Raw genomic sequence first — 18,087 nt, forward strand, 5'->3', positions numbered from 1 at the left:
TGTTTCAACGAATGAAACGGCCCTTAATATTATCCATTCAAATCCTGTTTATATTGTTCTTGTTTGTACAAGAGATAATTAACATATTCCAGGACATCTTCTTTTCCCGCCGGAGACAGCAGATTATATTTCTTGATAAAGTCCGCAGTTTCATTAACAAAATCTCCATAACCTATACGCAGAGAATTATCGGAAACTCCAAGCATATAGTCACAGGATACCTTGAAATAATTGGATAAGGCTATCAGCTTGCTAAATGAGGGCTCATTCCTCTGTGATTCATAATTAGCAATTGCGCTTGATTTGATTCCAATAACACCAGCCAATTCTCCTTGCGTCAGCTTATGCTTTTGTCTTAAAAATCTTAACCGATCACTAAAATCCATTTTGTTGCTCCCCCTAACTGCATCATTTTATACCCCTTATTAATAATAGAATAAAACACAGCCTGAATAATATGCCACGCTTTATAATAAAATTCATACAGGTCAAATATATTAGTTAACAATACAAAAAAATTATATAACTGTAAAAAGAGTGTGTCAATTCCCAACTTACTCGTTACATGAAGAATATTACATATATTGGGTTTGAATATTATGAAAGGAAAAGTATCCGGATAATACTAAATTAATATATTTTAAATACAGTTGCATGATTCTAACAAGAAAGGTAAAAAATATAATGCACTACTCTGCCAGTAACTGTATAATATAGGTAAATTGAATTTACATAATAACTGACATATACGATGGGCAAACAAGGCCAGACACATAAAAGACTCGCACATAGAAAGGCGGAGTACAGTAATACGGAACAGAGAGGTACTGATACATCACAAAAAGAACTGTTTTATGAGAACTGCTGAGTACACTGCTGAGTACAAATACAGAAGTATATAAATATACAGATTCATGAAGAGGAAGGGCAGATAAAAATTTATGAGAAAACGCGATATGTATATAAAGCCCGGAAAATATATGGGCATGAGAACGAAAAGAAAAAGAAGGATACCAAGAATTATCATATTATCAGTTACCGCAATAACCGCTATTGTATTTATAGCCTTGTGGCAGTTTCGAATCATAGAACCCGGTAATTTTATTTACTCAATCTTAGACAGAGTGAAACAACCAAATATAATATCAGAAGACATAAAGGGAGAACAGGATTCTTCGAAAGTGCCGGATGGAACAAAAAAGGAAGGAATAGCAGAGCTTAATGAACAGAATGAGGTAAAGCAGCACACGGCTTTCAATACAGCCGAACAGGAAACAGCTGAGAATAACTCGGCCACTGATACTGATGAGAACTTTGGGGAAACGAGCGAAGACTTGGAAAACAGCGCGCAGGAAGCCTCAGTAAACAGCCAGAGACCTCTGACAGAAGATCTTATCAATAAAACCTCAGAGCCTGTACGTGGTATATATGTTTCCGGAGCAAGAGCCGGAATCGATGAATATATGCAGGAGTTGACAGCTCTGGCAGAAAATACAGAAGTAAATGCCATGGTAATCGATATTAAGAATGATTTTGGTGAAATTACCTATAAGACAGAACTTTCTTTGGCGGTAGATATTGGAGCCGGAACGGGATATATAAAGGATATAAAGAAACTTGTAGAGCAGTTAAAGGAGAAAGATATTTATCTCATAGCCAGAGTTGTATCCTTTAAAGATCCCTTATTAGCAAAAGAAAGAAAAGATTTGAGCTTACGTGATAAGAACGGTGTGATATTTAAAGACAAGAACGGGGACAGCTGGGTAAATCCCTATAAACGGGAGGTTTGGGATTATCTTATAGATATCGGAAAAGAAGCCGCTGAAACAGGCTTTGATGAAATACAATTCGATTATATACGCTTCTCCACAGATCCGGGGATGAAGAACGTTAATTACGGCGCAGAGGCCAGAAATAAGAGCAGGATTGATATTATAACGGAATTCACCAAATATGCCTGCGATAATCTGAAACCTCTTGGAGTAAAGGTTTCGGCAGATGTGTACGGAACGATTATCAGAAGTTCTGTAGATGCAGAAATTGTAGGACAGGACTATGTAGCTATGGCAAAATATCTGGATTTTATTTGTCCTATGATATATCCTTCTCATTATGCAGAGGGCTCCTATGGAATTGATTATCCGGATATGAAGCCTTATGATACCATACTGGCAGCATTAAAGGAATCAAAGCTTGTACTGGAAGAAGGAATTAATAATGAAACTGCTGAAGTAGCAGTGGCTGAAGGAAAAGAAGCCGAGGAAGAAGAAGCCGACATAAAAACAACAGCAAAGGTAAGACCCTGGTTACAGGATTTTACTGCCACCTGGGTGAAACACCATACAGAATACGGTCAGGAGGAAATAAGGGCACAGATAAAGGCGGTATACGATGCCGGATATACAGAATGGATTCTGTGGAACGGCAGTAATAATTATACGGAAGCAGCTCTTGATAAGACAGATTAAGCCGGTGCTTTTCTGACAAGAATCTTATTAAACTCAGCACCTGCTATTTAAACTGATGTTTAATTCATGGCTTGGTATGGTATAGTTGCTGTGATAACACACCTCATACCTCTAACTTACCTTAGTGCATATATCAGCCAGGGAAATTATATAAATTTACATCTGACTGTACTGGATACATCATTAATTTAGATAAGTAAAAAAGAAACGAAAAAAAATAAAAATATTTTGCAAGATTTTTAAAAGGAAAGTGTATAAGTATTGGAGCATGCGAAAGGAGGCTGTTAACTTGAAGGATGAGGCAATAATAAACCTGCTGTCTGAAAAAAATGAACTGGGTTTATTAAAGTTGGCTGAAAAGTATGAAAAGCTTTTAATCCATATTGCCGGTACAATCCTTGGCGGACGTAATGAAGATATTGAAGAATGTGTGAATGACACTTATATGAAACTATGGAAGCATATCGACCGTTATGATATGGAAAAAGCCTCCTTGAAAACTTATTTAAAAGTAATTATCAGAAACACAGCAATAAATAAGCTTCGTGATCTAAGCCGCAGAGAGGGAATGGAATATAGAGAAGACTTTTCAGATATTGCCCAGTACTACATCGATCAAAGCCAGAATGTAGAAAATCAGGTATTTCGAAAAGAGGATATTCTCCTTTTAAATGAGATCATAGGAGAACTGGACAAAAAGGACAGGGAGCTTGTACTGCGCAGGTACTATTATCTGCAATCCTCCAAGGACATCGCCGGTGCTATGAAGATGTCCGTAACAGCAGTGGACAGCAGATTGTCAAGACTACGGAATAAAATGAAGCTTACCTTTGACCAAAAACTAAAAATCAAGGTGTAAACCAATACCTTTAGTAGGAGGTAACAGAATGAATGAACAAACGCTGATAAATATGTTAAGTGAACTGGATGCCGGTTCCTTAAAAGAAAATTTTACAGAAAAAGATTTAAGAAACAAAGATGGAAATGTATTTAAAAGGGCATATTTTTATATAAGATCCTTAAACCGTAAGGATGATTCGGTAAAGGGAAGTATTCTTAAGGATCATCTGGAAGAGTATACAGAGGCTTCCGGGGAATTTTTTACCGAAAATGATACGGTAGCAGCCATGGAAGCAGAAGAAGAGGAACAGAATGAGCAGCAAAGAGGCTTTACTATTCATGTCTTTAAGCGCAGCATCAGGAATCTGATCAGAATTATAACAGCCATTATAGCAGCTCTTATTGTTATCATAGGACTGATCATTGTCCTTATAAGAAGAAAACATATCTTCAAACTTTTCAAGAAGGTACAGATCAGTTATTAACAGTGTATAAGAAATTTAAAATATAGAGTTCAAACTGCCTGAATAGCAGGAAAATAAAAAGAAAAAATAAATACATCTTTAAGATGTAAGTGAGCATTAGCACACAGATAGGAGATTATATGTTAGAGAAAATCAAAGAGATCATAGCAGCACAGCTTGCAGTAGATGCAGGTACTATTACTGAGACATCCACTTTCAAAGAGGATTTAGGAGCAGATTCTCTTGAACTTTTTGAATTGATTATGGCAATGGAAGAAGAATATGATATTGAAATACCTTCAGAAGATTTAAATTCGCTGGAATCAGTAGGAGACTTAATAACCTATTTAAAGAATAAGGGTGTGGAATAATGGAAAGTCAGAAAGCATTACACACAGTGATTTGTGATTTGCTTCATATAAAATATCCTATAATACAAGGCGGAATGGCCTGGGTGGCCGAGCATCATCTGGCAGCTGGCGTTTCTGAGGCTGGAGGGCTTGGAATTATTGCTTCAGCCAGTGCTACTGCCGAAATTGTACGGAATGAAATCAGAAAATGCAAAGAATTAACAGATAAGCCCTTTGGTGTTAATATCATGCTGCTAAACCCTCATGCACCGGAGATTGCTAAGGTAATCATAGAAGAAAAGGTTCCGGTAGTAACAACAGGCGCAGGAAATCCTGAGAAGTTCATTAAGGATTGGAAAGCAGCCGGCGTTACCGTAATACCTGTAGTAGCCTCCGTTGCACTGGCCAAGAGAATGGAGCGAAGTGGTGCAGATGCTTTGATAGCAGAAGGCTGTGAAGCTGGCGGTCATATTGGAGAACTTACCACTATGGCACTGATTCCTCAGATTGTAGATGCTGTTTCCATCCCTGTAATCGCAGCAGGAGGTATCGGAGACGGAAGAGGTCTCGCAGCGGTATTTATGCTTGGTGCCAAAGGCGGTCAGGTCGGAACCAGATTTGTAGTAGCAATGGAATCCATAGTACATGACAATTATAAACAGAGAGTTATCAGTGCGAAGGACATTGATTCTGTGGTAACCGGCCGCTCAACAGGGCATCCGGTAAGAGCTCTTCGCAACAATATGACCAGAAATTACCTTAAATTGGAACAGGAAGGCAGGAGTTTTGAGGAATTAGAGCTTCTTACCCTGGGTTCATTAAGAAAAGCTGTTATGGAAGGGGATATAACCGATGGCTCTGTTATGGCAGGCCAGATAGCAGGTCTTATCTCAAAAGAACAGTCCTGTAAGGAGATACTGGAGGAAATAACAGTAGAAGCCTGTCAGGTAATCCAAAAAGGATGGGCATAACATATGGGAAAAACAGCGTTTATTTTCCCAGGTCAAGGCGCTCAATACGCAGGCATGGGAAAGGATTTTTACGATACTTACAGCACCTCAAAAGAACTTTATGACAAAGCAGAAGAGCTCCTTTCCATGAACATCAAGGAGCTGTGCTTTGAAGAAAATACAAAATTATCAATTACCAGGTATACGCAGCCGGCAATGGCTGTCACCTGTTTAGCCATTTATGAGGGAGTAAGGGAATTGGGGCTGACGCCTGATTACTTTGCAGGTTTAAGCCTGGGAGAATATCCGGCAGTTATAGCTTCAGGTGTCCTATCCTTTGAAGAAGGAATTAAACTGGTCAAGATCAGAGGAGAGTTAATGGAAACTGCTGTACCGGAAGGTCTAGGCGGTATGGCTGCTGTGCTTGGGCTTGACGGTGAAACCATAGAGAAGGTTCTGACAGAAGTTGATGGCATAGCAGTAGTCGCTAATTATAATTGTCCGGGACAGATTGTAATTTCGGGAGAGAAAGAAGCGGTAAGTGCTGCTTCCGGGAAATTATCGGCAGCAGGAGCAAAAAGAGTTATTCCGCTAAATGTCAGCGGACCCTTTCACTCCCCTATGTTAAAAGGGGCAGGGGATAAGCTTCTTCAAGAACTTTACTCCATTACTGTATCAAAGCCTGTAATTCCCTATGTGGCAAATGTAGATGGAAAGCCTGTAACAGAGGCAGAAGGTATCAGAGAGAGTTTATCAAGACAGGTGTATTCCTCTGTAAGATGGGAAGACAGCGTCAGGACTTTATTGGCAGCAGGGGTGGATCTGTTTGTAGAAATCGGTCCCGGAAAGACTCTGTCAGCATTCATAAGAAAAATTGACAAGAATGTTTCCGTTATCAATATAGAGAAAACACAGGATCTTGAGAAGCTTAAGGAGGTTATTCATGCTAGAGGGTAAAACAGCATTAGTTACCGGTGGAAGCAGAGGTATCGGTAGAGCAATAGCAGTTGCTCTGGCGAAAAACGGTGCTACTGTTATTATAAATTACTGCGGTTCATTAGAGGCTGCAAAGGAAACAGAAGAAATCATTAAAAATAACGGAGGCAGGGCCTATCTGCTTCAGGGGGATGTAGCCAGTTCCTCCGATGTGGAAAGAATGTTTGCCTGGATTGCAGAAAACGTGAAAAGACTGGATATCCTGGTAAACAATGCAGGTATCACCAGAGATAATCTTATCCTTAAAATGACGGATGAGGAATATAATCAGGTTATTGATACGAATTTAAAAGGCGTATTTTACTGCTTAAAACATGCCTCCCGAATGATGTTAAAACAAAGATACGGAAAGATTGTAAATATCTCCTCTATCTCCGGTATTCACGGTAATCCGGGGCAGGTTAATTACAGTGCAGCAAAAGCCGGTGTAATCGGAATGACCAAAACCCTGGCAAGAGAGCTGTCCTCCAGGAACATTAACGTAAATGCGATTGCACCAGGGTATATCAATACGGATATGACGGTACATTTAAAAGAGGAAATCAAAGCAAAAGCCCTTGAAACAATTCCTTTAAAAAGATTCGGTGAAGGAGAGGACATTGCAGAAGCAGTGGTATTTCTGGCATCTGATAAGGCTTCTTATATCACGGGGCAGGTATTGTCTGTTGACGGTGGTATGGGTATATAGAGCTTCGGCACAATTAAGTCATGTTGAGGAAAACATGAAAATAAGGAGACATGAAAATTGGTGTGAAATGTATGATTTTACACATGTAACTTGGTACCTGTGATAAAATTTGCAGGTTGTTAGAAAGGCATGGATATGAATATGAAAAAACGAGTAGTAGTTACCGGATTAGGAGTTATTACACCTATTGGTAATAATATAGAAGATTTTTGGAAAAGTATAAAAGAACAGAAGGTCCCCTTTGCACCGATTACTTACTTTGATACCACAGAATATAAGGTAAAGCTGGCTGCACAGATCAACGACTTTAAGCCGGAAGACTATATGGAAGCCAAGACTGCCAAACGTATGGAAAGCTTCTGCCAGTTTGCTGTAGCTGCAGCCGGTGAAGCTATTAAAAATTCAGGGCTGGACTTAACAAAAGAAGATGTAACCAGAGTCGGTGTTTGCGTAGGTTCTGGTATCGGAAGCCTCCAGGCAGTTGAAAGAGAGCATTCCAAGCTTGTAGAGAAAGGACCTAAGAGAGTCGCTCCTTTGCTGGTACCCTTAATGATTTCTAATATGGCAGCTGGTAATGTGGCAATCCAATACGGACTGAAGGGTAAATGCACCAATGTGGTTACGGCTTGTGCAACCGGTACTCATTCCATTGGTGATGCAGTTCGTTATATACAGTGTGACGAAGCAGATGTCATGATAGCAGGCGGCACGGAAGCTGCTATAAGCCCTATTGGTGTGGCAGGGTTTTCCGCACTGACAGCCATGACCACTGAGACAGATCCTAAGAGAGCCTCCATCCCTTTTGATAAGGACAGAAGCGGTTTTGTTATGGGTGAAGGAGCAGGCATCGTAGTACTGGAATCCTATGAACATGCGGTGGAGAGAGGAGCAACCATATTGGCTGAAATAGCCGGCTACGGTGCAACCTGTGATGCTTTTCATATTACTTCTCCTTCCGAAGACGGAGAAGGTGCAGCAAGAGCCATGCTTACAGCTGTAAAAGAAGCAGGAATAGCACCGGAGGAAGTTGATTATGTCAATGCTCACGGAACCAGCACCCACCATAATGATTTGTTTGAAACCAGATCCATAAAGATGGCCTTTAAAGACCATGCCTATAATCTCCTTGTGAATTCTACCAAGTCAATGACCGGACATTTGCTGGGTGCAGCAGGAGCTGTAGAGTTCATCGTATGTGTAAAATCCGTTATGGAGAATTATGTTCATGCAACGGTAGGATATGAGAATCCCGACGAGGAACTGGACTTAAATTACGTGAAGACTCCTGTAACCGACAGAGTAATAAATTATGCAATCTCCAATTCCCTGGGCTTTGGCGGTCATAACGGAAGCTTACTGGTTAAGAAATTCACAGAGTAATAAATCCTTAAAATAACAAATCCTTAAAATAACAAATCTTTAAAATAACGAATCTTTAAAATAACGAATTTTTGGAGTAACGAAATTTATATAAGCGAACTCAATTGCTGCAAGATATCAGGTAAGTCTAAAAGAGGCTTGCACCAGTATTCAAAAGAATACAAGAGTTTCTGGACACCTAAAGGTATAAAATACCAGTGAATAATACATTTTAAACCTATAAGAGCAGCCGGTATATAACTTATGTAAGAAAAGGAGGATTAGAAGTGAAACAGGAAGAAATTCTTCAATTAATAAAAGCTGTCTCTTCCAGTAATTTAACAGCCTTCCGTTACAAAGACGGAGAGGTGTCACTGGAACTGGAATGCATCCAGAAAGAGGCAGGAGAAGTCCTGACGAAGGTTATTCATCCGGTAAAGGAGGATAGTGCTTCTGAAACAGAGGAAAACCTGTTAGTTATAAAATCCCCCATGGTGGGTACCTTTTATACGGCGAAATCCCAGAACAGTGAACCCTATGTTCAAGTAGGCGACAGGGTTAAGAAGGGGCAGGCTGTTGGTATCATTGAAGCCATGAAACTAATGAATGAAATTGAATCAGAATACGATGGAACCGTTGATAAGATAGTTGCAAATAACAAGGATATGGTGGAATACGGACAGCCGTTGATCTATATCAGACCTCTGTAGGTATAAGCTGATTAGGGCCTGATAAGTGCAGGATAGGGAAAGGTTAATATATGTTGGATATTAATGAAATTAAGAAAATCATACCTCAGAGAAGTCCTTTTTTAATGGTAGACAGGATTCTGGAACTAGATCCTGGAAAGCGTGCTGTGGGTAAGAAATGTGTTTCCTACAATGAACCTTATTTTGAAGGTCATTTTCCGGAAGAACCGGTAATGCCGGGAGTGCTTATCATAGAAGCACTGGCACAGGTTGGTGCGGTAATCTGTCTTTCCATTGAAGAAAATAAGGGTAAGAATGCTTTATTTGGAGGTATTAATAAAGCGAGGTTTCGCAACAAAGTTTTTCCGGGAGATGTTCTCACAATGGAAGTTGAGCTGATAAAAAGGAAAGGAAATATAGGGATTGCCACAGCGAAGGCCTTTAACGAAGAGAAGGTATTTGCAGAAGCAGAACTTATTTTTGTCCTCGGCTAGAAAAGAGGGAGCTATGATTAATAAGATACTAATTGCCAACAGAGGAGAAATCGCAGTACGAATAATTCGTGCCTGCAGAGAACTTGGAATTGCTTCCGTAGCTATATGCTCGGATATTGATAAGGAAGCCCTTCATGCCCAATTGGCAGATGAAACCATCTGCATCGGGCCGGTATCCTCAAAAGACAGTTATTTAAAGATGGACAGAATCATAAGCGCAGCCTGTGCAGCAGGAGCAGATGCCATACATCCGGGTTTTGGATTCCTTTCTGAGAATGCGAGATTTTCTGATCTTTGCAAAAAATGCGGAATTACATTCATTGGTCCCACCGGTGAGGTCATTGATAAGATGGGAAACAAATCCGAAGCCAGAAAGACTATGATGGAGGCAGGTGTTCCGGTAGTACCGGGAACCAAAGAAGCAGTGGCTTCCTCCGAGGAAGGTCTTAAGATAGCAAATGAAATCGGTTATCCGGTTATTGTAAAAGCCAGTGCCGGCGGCGGTGGCAAGGGAATGCGTATCGTTCGGGCGGAAGAAGAATTTGTGAAGCTTTTTGAGACTGCCGGGCAGGAAGCAAAGAATGCCTTTGGCGATGATACCCTGTATATAGAAAAATATATTGAAAGTGCAAGGCACATTGAATTTCAGATATTAGCAGATAATTACGGCAATGTCATTCATCTGGGAGAAAGGGATTGCTCTCTGCAGAGAAGACATCAGAAACTCATAGAAGAAGCACCGGCTTATCGTATGCCCCCTGAGATACGGGAAGCAATGGGAGAAGCAGCAGTAAAAGCTGCCAAAGCAGCAGGTTATCAGAATGCCGGGACAATTGAATTTATTCTGGATAAAGAGAATAATTTTTATTTTATAGAGATGAATACAAGAATACAGGTGGAACATGGGATTACCGAGCTGGTAACGGGAATTGACCTGATCAAAGAGCAGATAGGTATTGCAGAAGGTAAGACTTTAAATCTGACACAGGCTGATATAAAAATGAACGGTCACGCCATTGAATGCAGAATTAATGCAGAAAACCCTTTAAAAGGTTTCATGCCCTGTCCCGGAACAGTAACCTCCCTTCATTTTCCCGGTGGTAACGGTGTCCGCATTGATTCTGCCCTTTATGCCGGGTATAAAATACCGTCAGCATACGACTCTCTTATTGTAAAGCTCATGGTTCATGATACGGACAGAGAGAAGGCAATACGTAAAATGAGAGGTGTATTAGGGGAGCTTGTCATTGAAGGGATAATTACCAACCTCGATTTCCAGTATATGCTGATAAATCACGAGGACTTTAAGGATGGTAATACTGACACAGGATTTGTGGAAAGACTGTTGATGGAAACCAAGGAAATGCAGAACGACAAAGATAAGCTAAAAGACAAGGATATGTCAAAAGACAAGGAAATGCAAAAAGACAGGGATATGTCAAAAGACAGGGATATGCAAGAAGACAGGGATATGCAAGAAGACAGGGATATGCAAGAAGACAGGGGAATTCCGGAAGTCAAAGAAATGCCGGAAGCGATATAAGATAGCTGTATCTTATAAATATATAGCTGAACTACTGGATAATTTAATTAATTTACACTCTTTGTTGTAGTGCCATCTGCAGAAGATAAAGCACACAGTGGGAGTTAGTGTGGTAATTAGAAAGTAATTCCACTTTTGACTGAAGTGCGTCAAGGCGCGAATAGGTGTTAGTGTGAGTTACTAAAAGTATAATTTGCATCCTATCTGAAGCAGTGCCACATCTGCAGGCAGAGGTGTAATGAAGTGGGAACTAATTTGTATTTTTAGATTTGAACAGAGGTTAGACTGAAAACAAATGGTTTTTCAGCATCCCGGTTTGTAGTGTGCCAGGCACACAGAGGGGAGTTCCATGCTTAAGGAAATGTTTAAGAAAAATATATCAGCTGGTACGGAGCAAAAACTCCTGAACCAGGGACAGAAAATAAAAGATTCCATCTATGATGCACAGATTCCCGAAGGCCTCTTTGACAAATGCGATAAATGCGGTGAAATTGTTTATCTGGAGGATGTCATCCAAAATTATTTTATCTGTCCTGTCTGCGGCGGTTATTTCCGTATCAGTCCCAGGGCAAGACTTAGTATGATACTGGATAAGGGAAGTTTTGAGGAATGGGATGTGAATCTTCCGGTAAGCGATCCTTTGAATTTTCCCGGATATCAGGATAAATTGAATCACCTTCGTATGGCAACCGGACTCGAAGATGCAGTAATAACAGGCGAGGGTAACATTGATGGCACAAGGGTCGCAATTGGTGTCATGGCCTCTGCATTTTTGATGGGAAGTATGGGAGAGACCGTAGGGGAGAAGATTACCCGTCTTGTGGAAAAGGCAACAGAAAGACGGCTTCCGGTAGTATTGTTCTGTTGCTCAGGAGGAGCCAGAATGCAGGAGGGAATTGTATCCCTGATGCAGATGGCGAAAACGGCACAGGCAATCAAGAAGCATGATGAGGCAGGATTATTATATATACCGGTACTGACAGATCCAACCACCGGCGGTGTAATGGCAAGTTTTGCAATGTTAGGTGATATTATACTTGCTGAACCAGGTGCCTTAATTGGATTTGCAGGACCAAGAGTAATTGAACAGACCATAGGACAGAAATTGCCTGAAGGTTTTCAGAGTGCTGAATTTTTACTGGAGCACGGTTTTGTTGACAAAGTGGTAAAACGTAATAAGTTAAGACAGACCTTATCACTATTGGTAAAAAGCCAGGATGCAGGTATAGACAGCAAAACAGATGAATAGATTTTGTTATTCAGAATGTGTATAGAGTGCATGTTTCGAATATTATTAAGAAATTCCTGTGATAACGAAAAAGTGCACGCTAAAGTACACAGATGGGAGGTAATATGCCGGCAGAATTAACAGCGTGGGAACGTGTTGAAATAGCAAGAGGAATAAACAGACCTACCAGCCTGGATTTTATAAGCGGTATCTTTAATAAATTTACGGAGCTCCACGGTGACAGACAAGGGAAAGATGACGGTGCGGTCATCGGAGGAATTGCTGTGATAGACGGGGAATATGTAACGGTTATCGGTCTTCAGAAGGGCCGTAATCTCAAAGAAAATGCAAGGCGCAATTACGGAATGGCTAATCCTTCAGGATACCGTAAAGCCTTAAGACTGATGAAGCAGGCAGAAAAATTTAACAGGCCGGTAATCTGCTTTGTAGATACTCCTGGAGCCTATCCGGGAATAGAAGCAGAAGAAAGAGGGCAGGGAGAAGCAATAGCCAGAAATCTCTTTGAAATGTCCGGACTTAAGGTACCTGTTCTAAGTATTATCATCGGTGAAGGAGGCAGCGGAGGAGCCCTTGCCTTAGCAGTTGCAAATGAAGTATGGATGATGGAGAATGCGATATATTCCATACTATCACCGGAGGGTTTTGCCTCCATACTATGGAAAGACAGCAGGAAAGCAGCGGAAGCAGCAGAGGTTATGAAGATAACGGCAAAAGATCTCCTGGAGCTTCGCATTATCGAACGGATTATTCCGGAAGAAGAGCCTTTAAAATTGGAGAGTTTATGCTGTGTGGCAGATTCCTTAAGGACTGAGATTCTATCCTTTATAGATTCCTATAAAAAGAAAGACACTGACGAAATAACGCGGCAGCGTTATGAAAGATTTAGAAACATGTAGCCGCTTATGGTGCTGAAGATTGTTAAAAGGGGAAGGAGATATTTTCTTCCTCCGGAAAACAAGGTCTTCAGCATTTTTTACGGTATTCTCTGGCAGTCATGCCAAAATATCTTTTAAATGCATTGGAAAAATGTTCGGAAGAGGAATAACCGATATCCAGAGCAATATCAGTAATACGCTTATTCGGATCCAAAAGAAAGATTAATGCGGCAGACATTCTGGCTTCTGTTTTTTTCTGAAGAAAGGATTTACCGTAGTGTTTCTTTAAGAGGCGTTCTGTCTGTCTTGGACCTAAGCCTAGGAGTTCCGATAAAATATTTAAAGAGAGATTCTTATATTCGTATAAGAAGTATTCTTCTATTATAAGGAATTTTCCATAACCCAGATCAAAGGGGATAGTCTTTTCCTGATTCATTGGAATACGTACATAATTTCTGGTCATCTTAATAATAAGCTGCTGCAAAAGAGTTTCTACCAGTTTGTGGTAACCGTCATATTTTTTCTCCAATTCAAAAAATATTTGCTGCATCAGGGAATGGATATTCTGACTGTCCTGGCCAAACCAAAATGTTGTTTCTAAAAAAAGCTGCATGTAATTGTCAGCTTTTTTTTGTTGTTTTCTTTTGCTTAATTTTTCTGTTTTCAGATATATACAATATTCAAACATGGGATCCTGTGCATCGGGGATTTGCTCATGTTCCACATGAGGGCCTGTAATATACAAAGTGTTGGGTACAATAGGGTAAAGAACTCCATTGATTTTGACTTTTCCTTTACCGTGGGAAATATAATGAATCTCGTAGCTGTTATCACTATGGCTGTGACAGGGAATGGAACGCAGAAATTGCTCGTATACAAAATGAAGAGAGGAAATCCTGTACTGTTCCATGGAAAAAGTAATATTAACGGTATCATAATAGAGCTTCATACAGTATCCTTTCTGATCAGAACTAGTGCTCCCTTGTTTAAATTTCACTTAATTCAGGCACCTGTTATTTACGGGATTCTGTGTTATTGTGAATTGTTGTAGTATCACTCCTCATTCCTTCTCTTTGCCTCAATGGAAATATCAGGCACATTAGGCGAAATTTATGCAAATCAGTACTGGAATGATGTATCATCTCTATTCTAACGAATAGAAGCAGGTTAGTCAACAAGTCTATATGCGCTAACACGACATAACCACTTGTGAATTGTCAGGTAAAGACCTTATATAGGCAGGTCGTCTGAGGTAAGATTAAGAGGTATACAGTTACCATTAAGGGTTTACGAATAAGGAGGAGGTATTATGTTAAAAGGCATACCGGCTATTTTATCACCTGAGCTTCTAAAAGTACTTTGTGAGATGGGGCACAGTGACAGAGTGGTCATAGCAGACGGGAATTTCCCGGCTGAATCTATGGGAAAGAAGGGTATTGTAATACGTTGTGATGGTCACGGTATTCCTGAGATTCTGGAAGCAGTGTTAAGCCTGTTTCCACTGGATAGCTATACGGAGCATCCGGTCAAGCTTATGGAGGTTGTACAGGGAGACAGAGTCGAGACTCCAATTTGGGATACCTATAAGGAAATACTAAAAAAACATGATACCAGAGGAGACGCAATAATCGAATATACGGAACGTTTCCGGTTCTATGAGGAGGCTAAAACCGCATATGCAATCATTGCAACGGGAGAAACAGCATTATATGCCAATGTGATGCTGCAAAAAGGTGTAATCTTACCCGAATAAGTAATACGGCCTTATGATAAAGCAATCAGACTAATTTCATGTTACAGGAGGTAAAGAACTTTATGCTGGTAAAAGCAACATATTTTCAGAACAGTGAAACAGCACCCTTGGTATATGGTGAAGTGGAGATAAAAAATCCGCCGCGTAAGAGGCTCAGGGGAGAAGAAGAAAAGGAAGGTATTCTGGCCGAACCTGTAATCGTAGGTTTTTGCGGAACAGATAACGAACTGATGAGAATGGGAAAAGAAGGTCTTCTGAGCAGTAAATTCCCGGAGGGGACCAACAGGCTCATTAATGGCCATGAAGGCGTGGTGTGGGTACCTTCCCAGGAAAGGTTTGCAATCGTTTTAATCCGTGGCGGGGACAGCTATGATCCCACCCGCTATACGGAAGAGGAAACTTATTTCGAGTATGGCTGTGACCAGGCAGACGGATTATTCAGTGACCGGAATTATTTCCATCCGGATATGCTGCTGCCCATACCGGAGGGGTACGTAAGGGATGGTAAGCTGGACCTTTCCTTTGCAAAGAAAATGGTATTCCCGGATCCTTATGCCTGCATGGTATTCCAGTTGGAAAGAATGGAGGACTTAGGCAGCGCTCATAATTTTCGGGTAGAAATGGCGCGGAGAAAATGCAGCGAAACAGAAGCCCGAAGCTATGCTGCGGAAGCAATATTTGACAGGACCGTTATATTTGGTCTGGGTACAACCGGAATGTTTATTGCCGATTTAATCAGAAGAAATCATAAAAATGCAAAAATTATCTTTGTAGGCCGAAGTGCCGGAGATTCTCAGAAGGTTCAATTTGCCATAGAACAGGCCGGCGGACTGTATGTACAGAACAACTTTGGCACACCGGAGGAATTAGCGGCTGCCATAATAGCAGCTGCAGGTGGCAGAGCTACCACATTTATAGGAGTCAGTGGAAGTGAATTAGAGCATAAGATTGCTTTTGAACATAAAGTGCTGGGTTGTAATGGGGTTTTTAACAGCTTTTCTCTTGGACCAGAGATTTCTTTTAAAACAATGCCTTTTGGTTTTGAAAATCATCTGATATTCGGCTCTATTAATTTCAGGCAGGATCACATGGAGAAGGCCATTCAGATATTGGCAGAGAGCAGATATGATGAAATCGTCAGTATCATAGAGAAGGAAGAGTTCACTGCCGATCCCATAAAGGCCTACCGTGAGAAAATTTACAGTAAGGAATCTCCCATGAAAACAGCAGTTATTTGGAATGAGAAATATATTGACAAAAACCGTTAGGTCATGAAAGAAAATAAATACTGACAAGGAAATAAATATTGACAAGGAAATAAATATTGACAAGGAAAATAAATATTAACAGGAAAATAAATACTGACAAGAAATAATTACTCACAGGGAAATACGAGGGAGGAACTTCTGTAATATTGCCTACCTAAAAAAGAAAGGACTTAATTTATGAAAACGGTACTGATTTCTGAACCTTATAATATTAAGATTGTTGAAACAAAAAAACCTGAAGCGAAAGCGGGAGAAGCTCTGCTTAAAATTCTATACTGCGGTATCTGCGGTGCAGATGTTGCAAGCTATACGGGAAATCAGCCCTTTACAACTTATCCCAGAATTCCCGGGCATGAATTCAGCGCGGAGATTATAAGCATTCCGGAAAATGATAAAGGACTGAAAGCAGGAGATGTAGTAACGGCTAATCCATATTTTAACTGTAATAGCTGTTATTCTTGTGAGAGAGGTCTTGTTAACTGCTGTATGGATAACCAGACAATGGGGGTACAACGGGACGGAAGTTTCAGTCAGTTTATCACTATGCCGATAGAACGGATTTATCCCGGTAAAGGACTTTCTGCAAAGGAATTAGCCTTAATTGAACCCTTTAGCATTGGTTACCATGCGGTAGCAAGAACTGCCATAAAACCTACTGACAAGGTTTTGGTAGTTGGTGCCGGACCAATCGGTCTTTTTGCCCTGATATCCGCCAAACTCAAAGGTGCAGAAGTTTATATAGCAGATATTCTGGATGGCAGGCTTGAGAAAGGGAAGGAATTCGGAGCTGACGGAATCATAAATACGATTACCTCCTCCCTGAAGGAGGAGACGGACAGAATAACAAAAGGAGGAGGCTTTGATGTATGCATAGAAGCCTGCGGGCTTTCTGCAACCTTCTTAAATTGCATAGACTGTGCTGCCTTTGGAGGGAGCATCATTTTAATCGGAAACGGTAAGAAGGAAACCACCTTCCTGCATTCAATCCTTCTAAAAAAGGAATTAAATATCTTTGGCAGCAGGAATTCCTTTGCAGAGGATTTTATAGAGCTGATTGACATTGTGGCCTCCGGTAAGGTGGATATTATGAAGATGGTAAGCTGTATTTATCCGATAGACCAGGCAGATACAGCCTTTAAAGCACTTGCAGAAAATGACGGGTCTCTGGAAAAGGTATTGGTAGAATTATGATAATCGATGCACATGCACACCTTTGGATTAAGCAACAGGGAAATGTCAATGGTAAGCCTGTTGTGGGCCTCATGGGAGGCCGTAGTGACTTTGGAGGTGAACTACGGCAAATGCTGCCGCCTTATCTGTATGACGGAAGGAATACTGCACAAGCCTTTTTAGCTAACATGGATTACGCAGGAGTGGGGGGCAGTGTTATAACACAGGAATACATCGATGGAAATCAGGATGAGTATCTCCTTGCGGTAAAGTCAGACTATCCGGAACGTTTTAAGATTTGTTCTCTTTATGAAGAGAAAGATAACTATGGCGTAAAAGGATTTGATGGTATCAAAATATGTGGGGGACGTTTAAGCCGCAATTTGTATTCGTGCAGTCCTGTATTTCAAAAAGCGGAAAAAGAAAACCTGTTTATCTCCATTGATCTGGCAGAAGGGAGTTCTCAAGCAAAGATTCTGGAGGAATTGGTTCAAAGCTTCCCAAAGCTTAAAATAGCCATCGGACATTTTGGTATGGTTACTGTTAAGGGTTGGGAAGAACAGATAAAGCTTGCCAGATATCCGAATGTCTATATAGAAAGCGGAGGTATTACCTGGTTGTTCCATAAGGAGTTTTATCCTTATGAATCTGCAGTATATGCTATACTGACAGCCGGAGAAATCTGCGGTATGGATAAGCTGATGTGGGGGAGTGATTATCCCAGAACCATGACAGCTGTTACCTACCTTATGAGCCTGGACTTTGTGACAAAATCCAAATTGCTTACAGAAGAGGATAAAAGAATGTTTCTTGAAACAAATGCAATGAAATTTTATGGTTTCAATGAAATTAAAATGATAGAAAAAGTTAAAAATATGGTGGAAGACTAAAAAAGACAATTATTTCATAAATGCAATGGGACTCCTCGAAT

The 18,087-nt window shown here is 40.5% G+C and carries 18 protein-coding genes and 1 pseudogene; 17 read left to right on the forward strand and 2 right to left on the reverse strand.

The window, feature by feature from the left end; translation table 11 throughout:
• Nucleotides 1-29: 29 nt before the first annotated feature.
• On the reverse strand, nt 30-386 hold the full coding sequence (locus BR73_RS28180; protein WP_081848556.1) for a helix-turn-helix transcriptional regulator: 357 nt from the start codon (nt 384-386) through the stop codon (nt 30-32).
• Nucleotides 387-941: 555 nt separating this feature from the next.
• On the opposite strand from BR73_RS28180, the gene BR73_RS0106670 reads away from it, so the two are divergent.
• From BR73_RS0106670 to BR73_RS0106730, 13 genes and pseudogenes are all read left to right on the forward strand, one after another.
• Complete coding sequence (locus BR73_RS0106670; protein WP_051685019.1) at nt 942-2,468, forward strand: putative glycoside hydrolase; 1,527 nt, start codon at nt 942-944, stop codon at nt 2,466-2,468.
• Between the two features lie 289 nt (nt 2,469-2,757).
• A complete protein-coding gene (locus BR73_RS0106675; RefSeq protein WP_033164900.1) occupies nt 2,758-3,327 on the forward strand; it encodes a sigma-70 family RNA polymerase sigma factor in 570 nt (189 codons plus the stop codon).
• A 28-nt stretch (nt 3,328-3,355) separates the two neighbouring features.
• Nucleotides 3,356-3,793, forward strand: coding sequence for a hypothetical protein (locus tag BR73_RS0106680; protein ID WP_033164901.1), 438 nt, complete (start codon nt 3,356-3,358; stop codon nt 3,791-3,793).
• A 119-nt stretch (nt 3,794-3,912) separates the two neighbouring features.
• A complete protein-coding gene (acpP, locus tag BR73_RS0106685) occupies nt 3,913-4,143 on the forward strand; it encodes an acyl carrier protein (protein ID WP_033164902.1) in 231 nt (76 codons plus the stop codon).
• Nucleotides 4,143-5,093 (forward strand): enoyl-[acyl-carrier-protein] reductase FabK, encoded by a 951-nt coding sequence (gene fabK, locus BR73_RS0106690; protein WP_033164903.1) that lies wholly within the window; start codon nt 4,143-4,145, stop codon nt 5,091-5,093. Before acpP ends, fabK begins: the two co-directional genes overlap by 1 nt.
• 3 nt (nt 5,094-5,096) lie before the next feature.
• Entirely contained in the window at nt 5,097-6,029 is a 933-nt protein-coding gene (gene fabD / locus BR73_RS0106695) for an ACP S-malonyltransferase (RefSeq protein WP_033164904.1), read from the forward strand.
• Nucleotides 6,016-6,756, forward strand: a complete 741-nt coding sequence (gene fabG / locus BR73_RS0106700) for a 3-oxoacyl-[acyl-carrier-protein] reductase (protein ID WP_033164905.1) — start codon at nt 6,016-6,018, stop codon at nt 6,754-6,756. The genes fabD and fabG overlap by 14 nt, the downstream gene beginning before the upstream one ends.
• A gap of 141 nt (nt 6,757-6,897) precedes the next feature.
• Nucleotides 6,898-8,136, forward strand: coding sequence for a beta-ketoacyl-ACP synthase II (gene fabF, locus BR73_RS0106705; protein ID WP_033167159.1), 1,239 nt, complete (start codon nt 6,898-6,900; stop codon nt 8,134-8,136).
• 266 nt (nt 8,137-8,402) lie between these two features.
• Complete coding sequence (gene accB / locus BR73_RS0106710) at nt 8,403-8,825, forward strand: acetyl-CoA carboxylase biotin carboxyl carrier protein (RefSeq protein ID WP_033164906.1); 423 nt, start codon at nt 8,403-8,405, stop codon at nt 8,823-8,825.
• Nucleotides 8,826-8,875: 50 nt separating this feature from the next.
• Nucleotides 8,876-9,298, forward strand: a complete 423-nt coding sequence (gene fabZ / locus BR73_RS0106715; protein WP_033164907.1) for a 3-hydroxyacyl-ACP dehydratase FabZ — start codon at nt 8,876-8,878, stop codon at nt 9,296-9,298.
• Between the two features lie 13 nt (nt 9,299-9,311).
• On the forward strand, nt 9,312-10,841 hold the full coding sequence (locus BR73_RS0106720; RefSeq protein ID WP_081848558.1) for an acetyl-CoA carboxylase biotin carboxylase subunit: 1,530 nt from the start codon (nt 9,312-9,314) through the stop codon (nt 10,839-10,841).
• A 349-nt stretch (nt 10,842-11,190) separates the two neighbouring features.
• Complete coding sequence (gene accD / locus BR73_RS0106725) at nt 11,191-12,090, forward strand: acetyl-CoA carboxylase, carboxyltransferase subunit beta (protein ID WP_033164908.1); 900 nt, start codon at nt 11,191-11,193, stop codon at nt 12,088-12,090.
• Between the two features lie 113 nt (nt 12,091-12,203).
• Nucleotides 12,204-12,986: pseudogene (locus BR73_RS0106730) on the forward strand (acetyl-CoA carboxylase carboxyltransferase subunit alpha); the annotation flags it as partial.
• 67 nt (nt 12,987-13,053) lie between these two features.
• On the opposite strand, the gene BR73_RS0106735 reads toward BR73_RS0106730, so the two are convergent.
• On the reverse strand, nt 13,054-13,914 hold the full coding sequence (locus tag BR73_RS0106735) for an AraC family transcriptional regulator (protein WP_033164910.1): 861 nt from the start codon (nt 13,912-13,914) through the stop codon (nt 13,054-13,056).
• 360 nt (nt 13,915-14,274) lie between these two features.
• Between BR73_RS0106735 and BR73_RS0106740 the strand changes: the two genes are divergently transcribed.
• The 4 genes from BR73_RS0106740 to BR73_RS0106755 all read left to right on the forward strand — a co-directional run bounded on the left by BR73_RS0106740 (nt 14,275) and on the right by BR73_RS0106755 (nt 18,046).
• On the forward strand, nt 14,275-14,718 hold the full coding sequence (locus tag BR73_RS0106740) for an RbsD/FucU domain-containing protein (protein ID WP_033164911.1): 444 nt from the start codon (nt 14,275-14,277) through the stop codon (nt 14,716-14,718).
• A 62-nt stretch (nt 14,719-14,780) separates the two neighbouring features.
• A complete protein-coding gene (locus BR73_RS0106745; RefSeq protein ID WP_033164912.1) occupies nt 14,781-15,986 on the forward strand; it encodes a hypothetical protein in 1,206 nt (401 codons plus the stop codon).
• 177 nt (nt 15,987-16,163) lie between these two features.
• Nucleotides 16,164-17,177, forward strand: a complete 1,014-nt coding sequence (locus BR73_RS0106750) for a zinc-binding alcohol dehydrogenase family protein (RefSeq protein ID WP_033164913.1) — start codon at nt 16,164-16,166, stop codon at nt 17,175-17,177.
• Nucleotides 17,174-18,046, forward strand: a complete 873-nt coding sequence (locus tag BR73_RS0106755; RefSeq protein ID WP_033164914.1) for an amidohydrolase family protein — start codon at nt 17,174-17,176, stop codon at nt 18,044-18,046. Before BR73_RS0106750 ends, BR73_RS0106755 begins: the two co-directional genes overlap by 4 nt.
• Nucleotides 18,047-18,087 lie beyond the last annotated feature (41 nt).

This window comes from Clostridium sp. KNHs205, from assembly GCF_000702945.1.
Lineage (GTDB): Bacteria > Bacillota > Clostridia > Lachnospirales > Lachnospiraceae > Anaerocolumna.

What these genes read in the sequence shown, in the direction of transcription:
- accD (WP_033164908.1), top strand. Translation starts at nt 11,191, where the DNA reads ATGCTTAAGGAAATGTTTAAGAAAAATATATCAGCTGGTACGGAGCAA.
- BR73_RS0106680 (WP_033164901.1), top strand. Translation starts at nt 3,356, where the DNA reads ATGAATGAACAAACGCTGATAAATATGTTAAGTGAACTGGATGCCGGT.
- BR73_RS0106740 (WP_033164911.1), top strand. Translation starts at nt 14,275, where the DNA reads ATGTTAAAAGGCATACCGGCTATTTTATCACCTGAGCTTCTAAAAGTA.
- BR73_RS28180 (WP_081848556.1), bottom strand. Translation starts at nt 386, where the DNA reads ATGGATTTTAGTGATCGGTTAAGATTTTTAAGACAAAAGCATAAGCTG.
- fabG (WP_033164905.1), top strand. Translation starts at nt 6,016, where the DNA reads ATGCTAGAGGGTAAAACAGCATTAGTTACCGGTGGAAGCAGAGGTATC.
- BR73_RS0106745 (WP_033164912.1), top strand. Translation starts at nt 14,781, where the DNA reads ATGCTGGTAAAAGCAACATATTTTCAGAACAGTGAAACAGCACCCTTG.
- fabD (WP_033164904.1), top strand. Translation starts at nt 5,097, where the DNA reads ATGGGAAAAACAGCGTTTATTTTCCCAGGTCAAGGCGCTCAATACGCA.
- BR73_RS0106750 (WP_033164913.1), top strand. Translation starts at nt 16,164, where the DNA reads ATGAAAACGGTACTGATTTCTGAACCTTATAATATTAAGATTGTTGAA.
- fabK (WP_033164903.1), top strand. Translation starts at nt 4,143, where the DNA reads ATGGAAAGTCAGAAAGCATTACACACAGTGATTTGTGATTTGCTTCAT.
- fabF (WP_033167159.1), top strand. Translation starts at nt 6,898, where the DNA reads ATGAAAAAACGAGTAGTAGTTACCGGATTAGGAGTTATTACACCTATT.
- fabZ (WP_033164907.1), top strand. Translation starts at nt 8,876, where the DNA reads ATGTTGGATATTAATGAAATTAAGAAAATCATACCTCAGAGAAGTCCT.
- BR73_RS0106735 (WP_033164910.1), bottom strand. Translation starts at nt 13,914, where the DNA reads ATGAAGCTCTATTATGATACCGTTAATATTACTTTTTCCATGGAACAG.
- acpP (WP_033164902.1), top strand. Translation starts at nt 3,913, where the DNA reads ATGTTAGAGAAAATCAAAGAGATCATAGCAGCACAGCTTGCAGTAGAT.
- BR73_RS0106670 (WP_051685019.1), top strand. Translation starts at nt 942, where the DNA reads ATGAGAAAACGCGATATGTATATAAAGCCCGGAAAATATATGGGCATG.
- BR73_RS0106720 (WP_081848558.1), top strand. Translation starts at nt 9,312, where the DNA reads ATGATTAATAAGATACTAATTGCCAACAGAGGAGAAATCGCAGTACGA.
- BR73_RS0106755 (WP_033164914.1), top strand. Translation starts at nt 17,174, where the DNA reads ATGATAATCGATGCACATGCACACCTTTGGATTAAGCAACAGGGAAAT.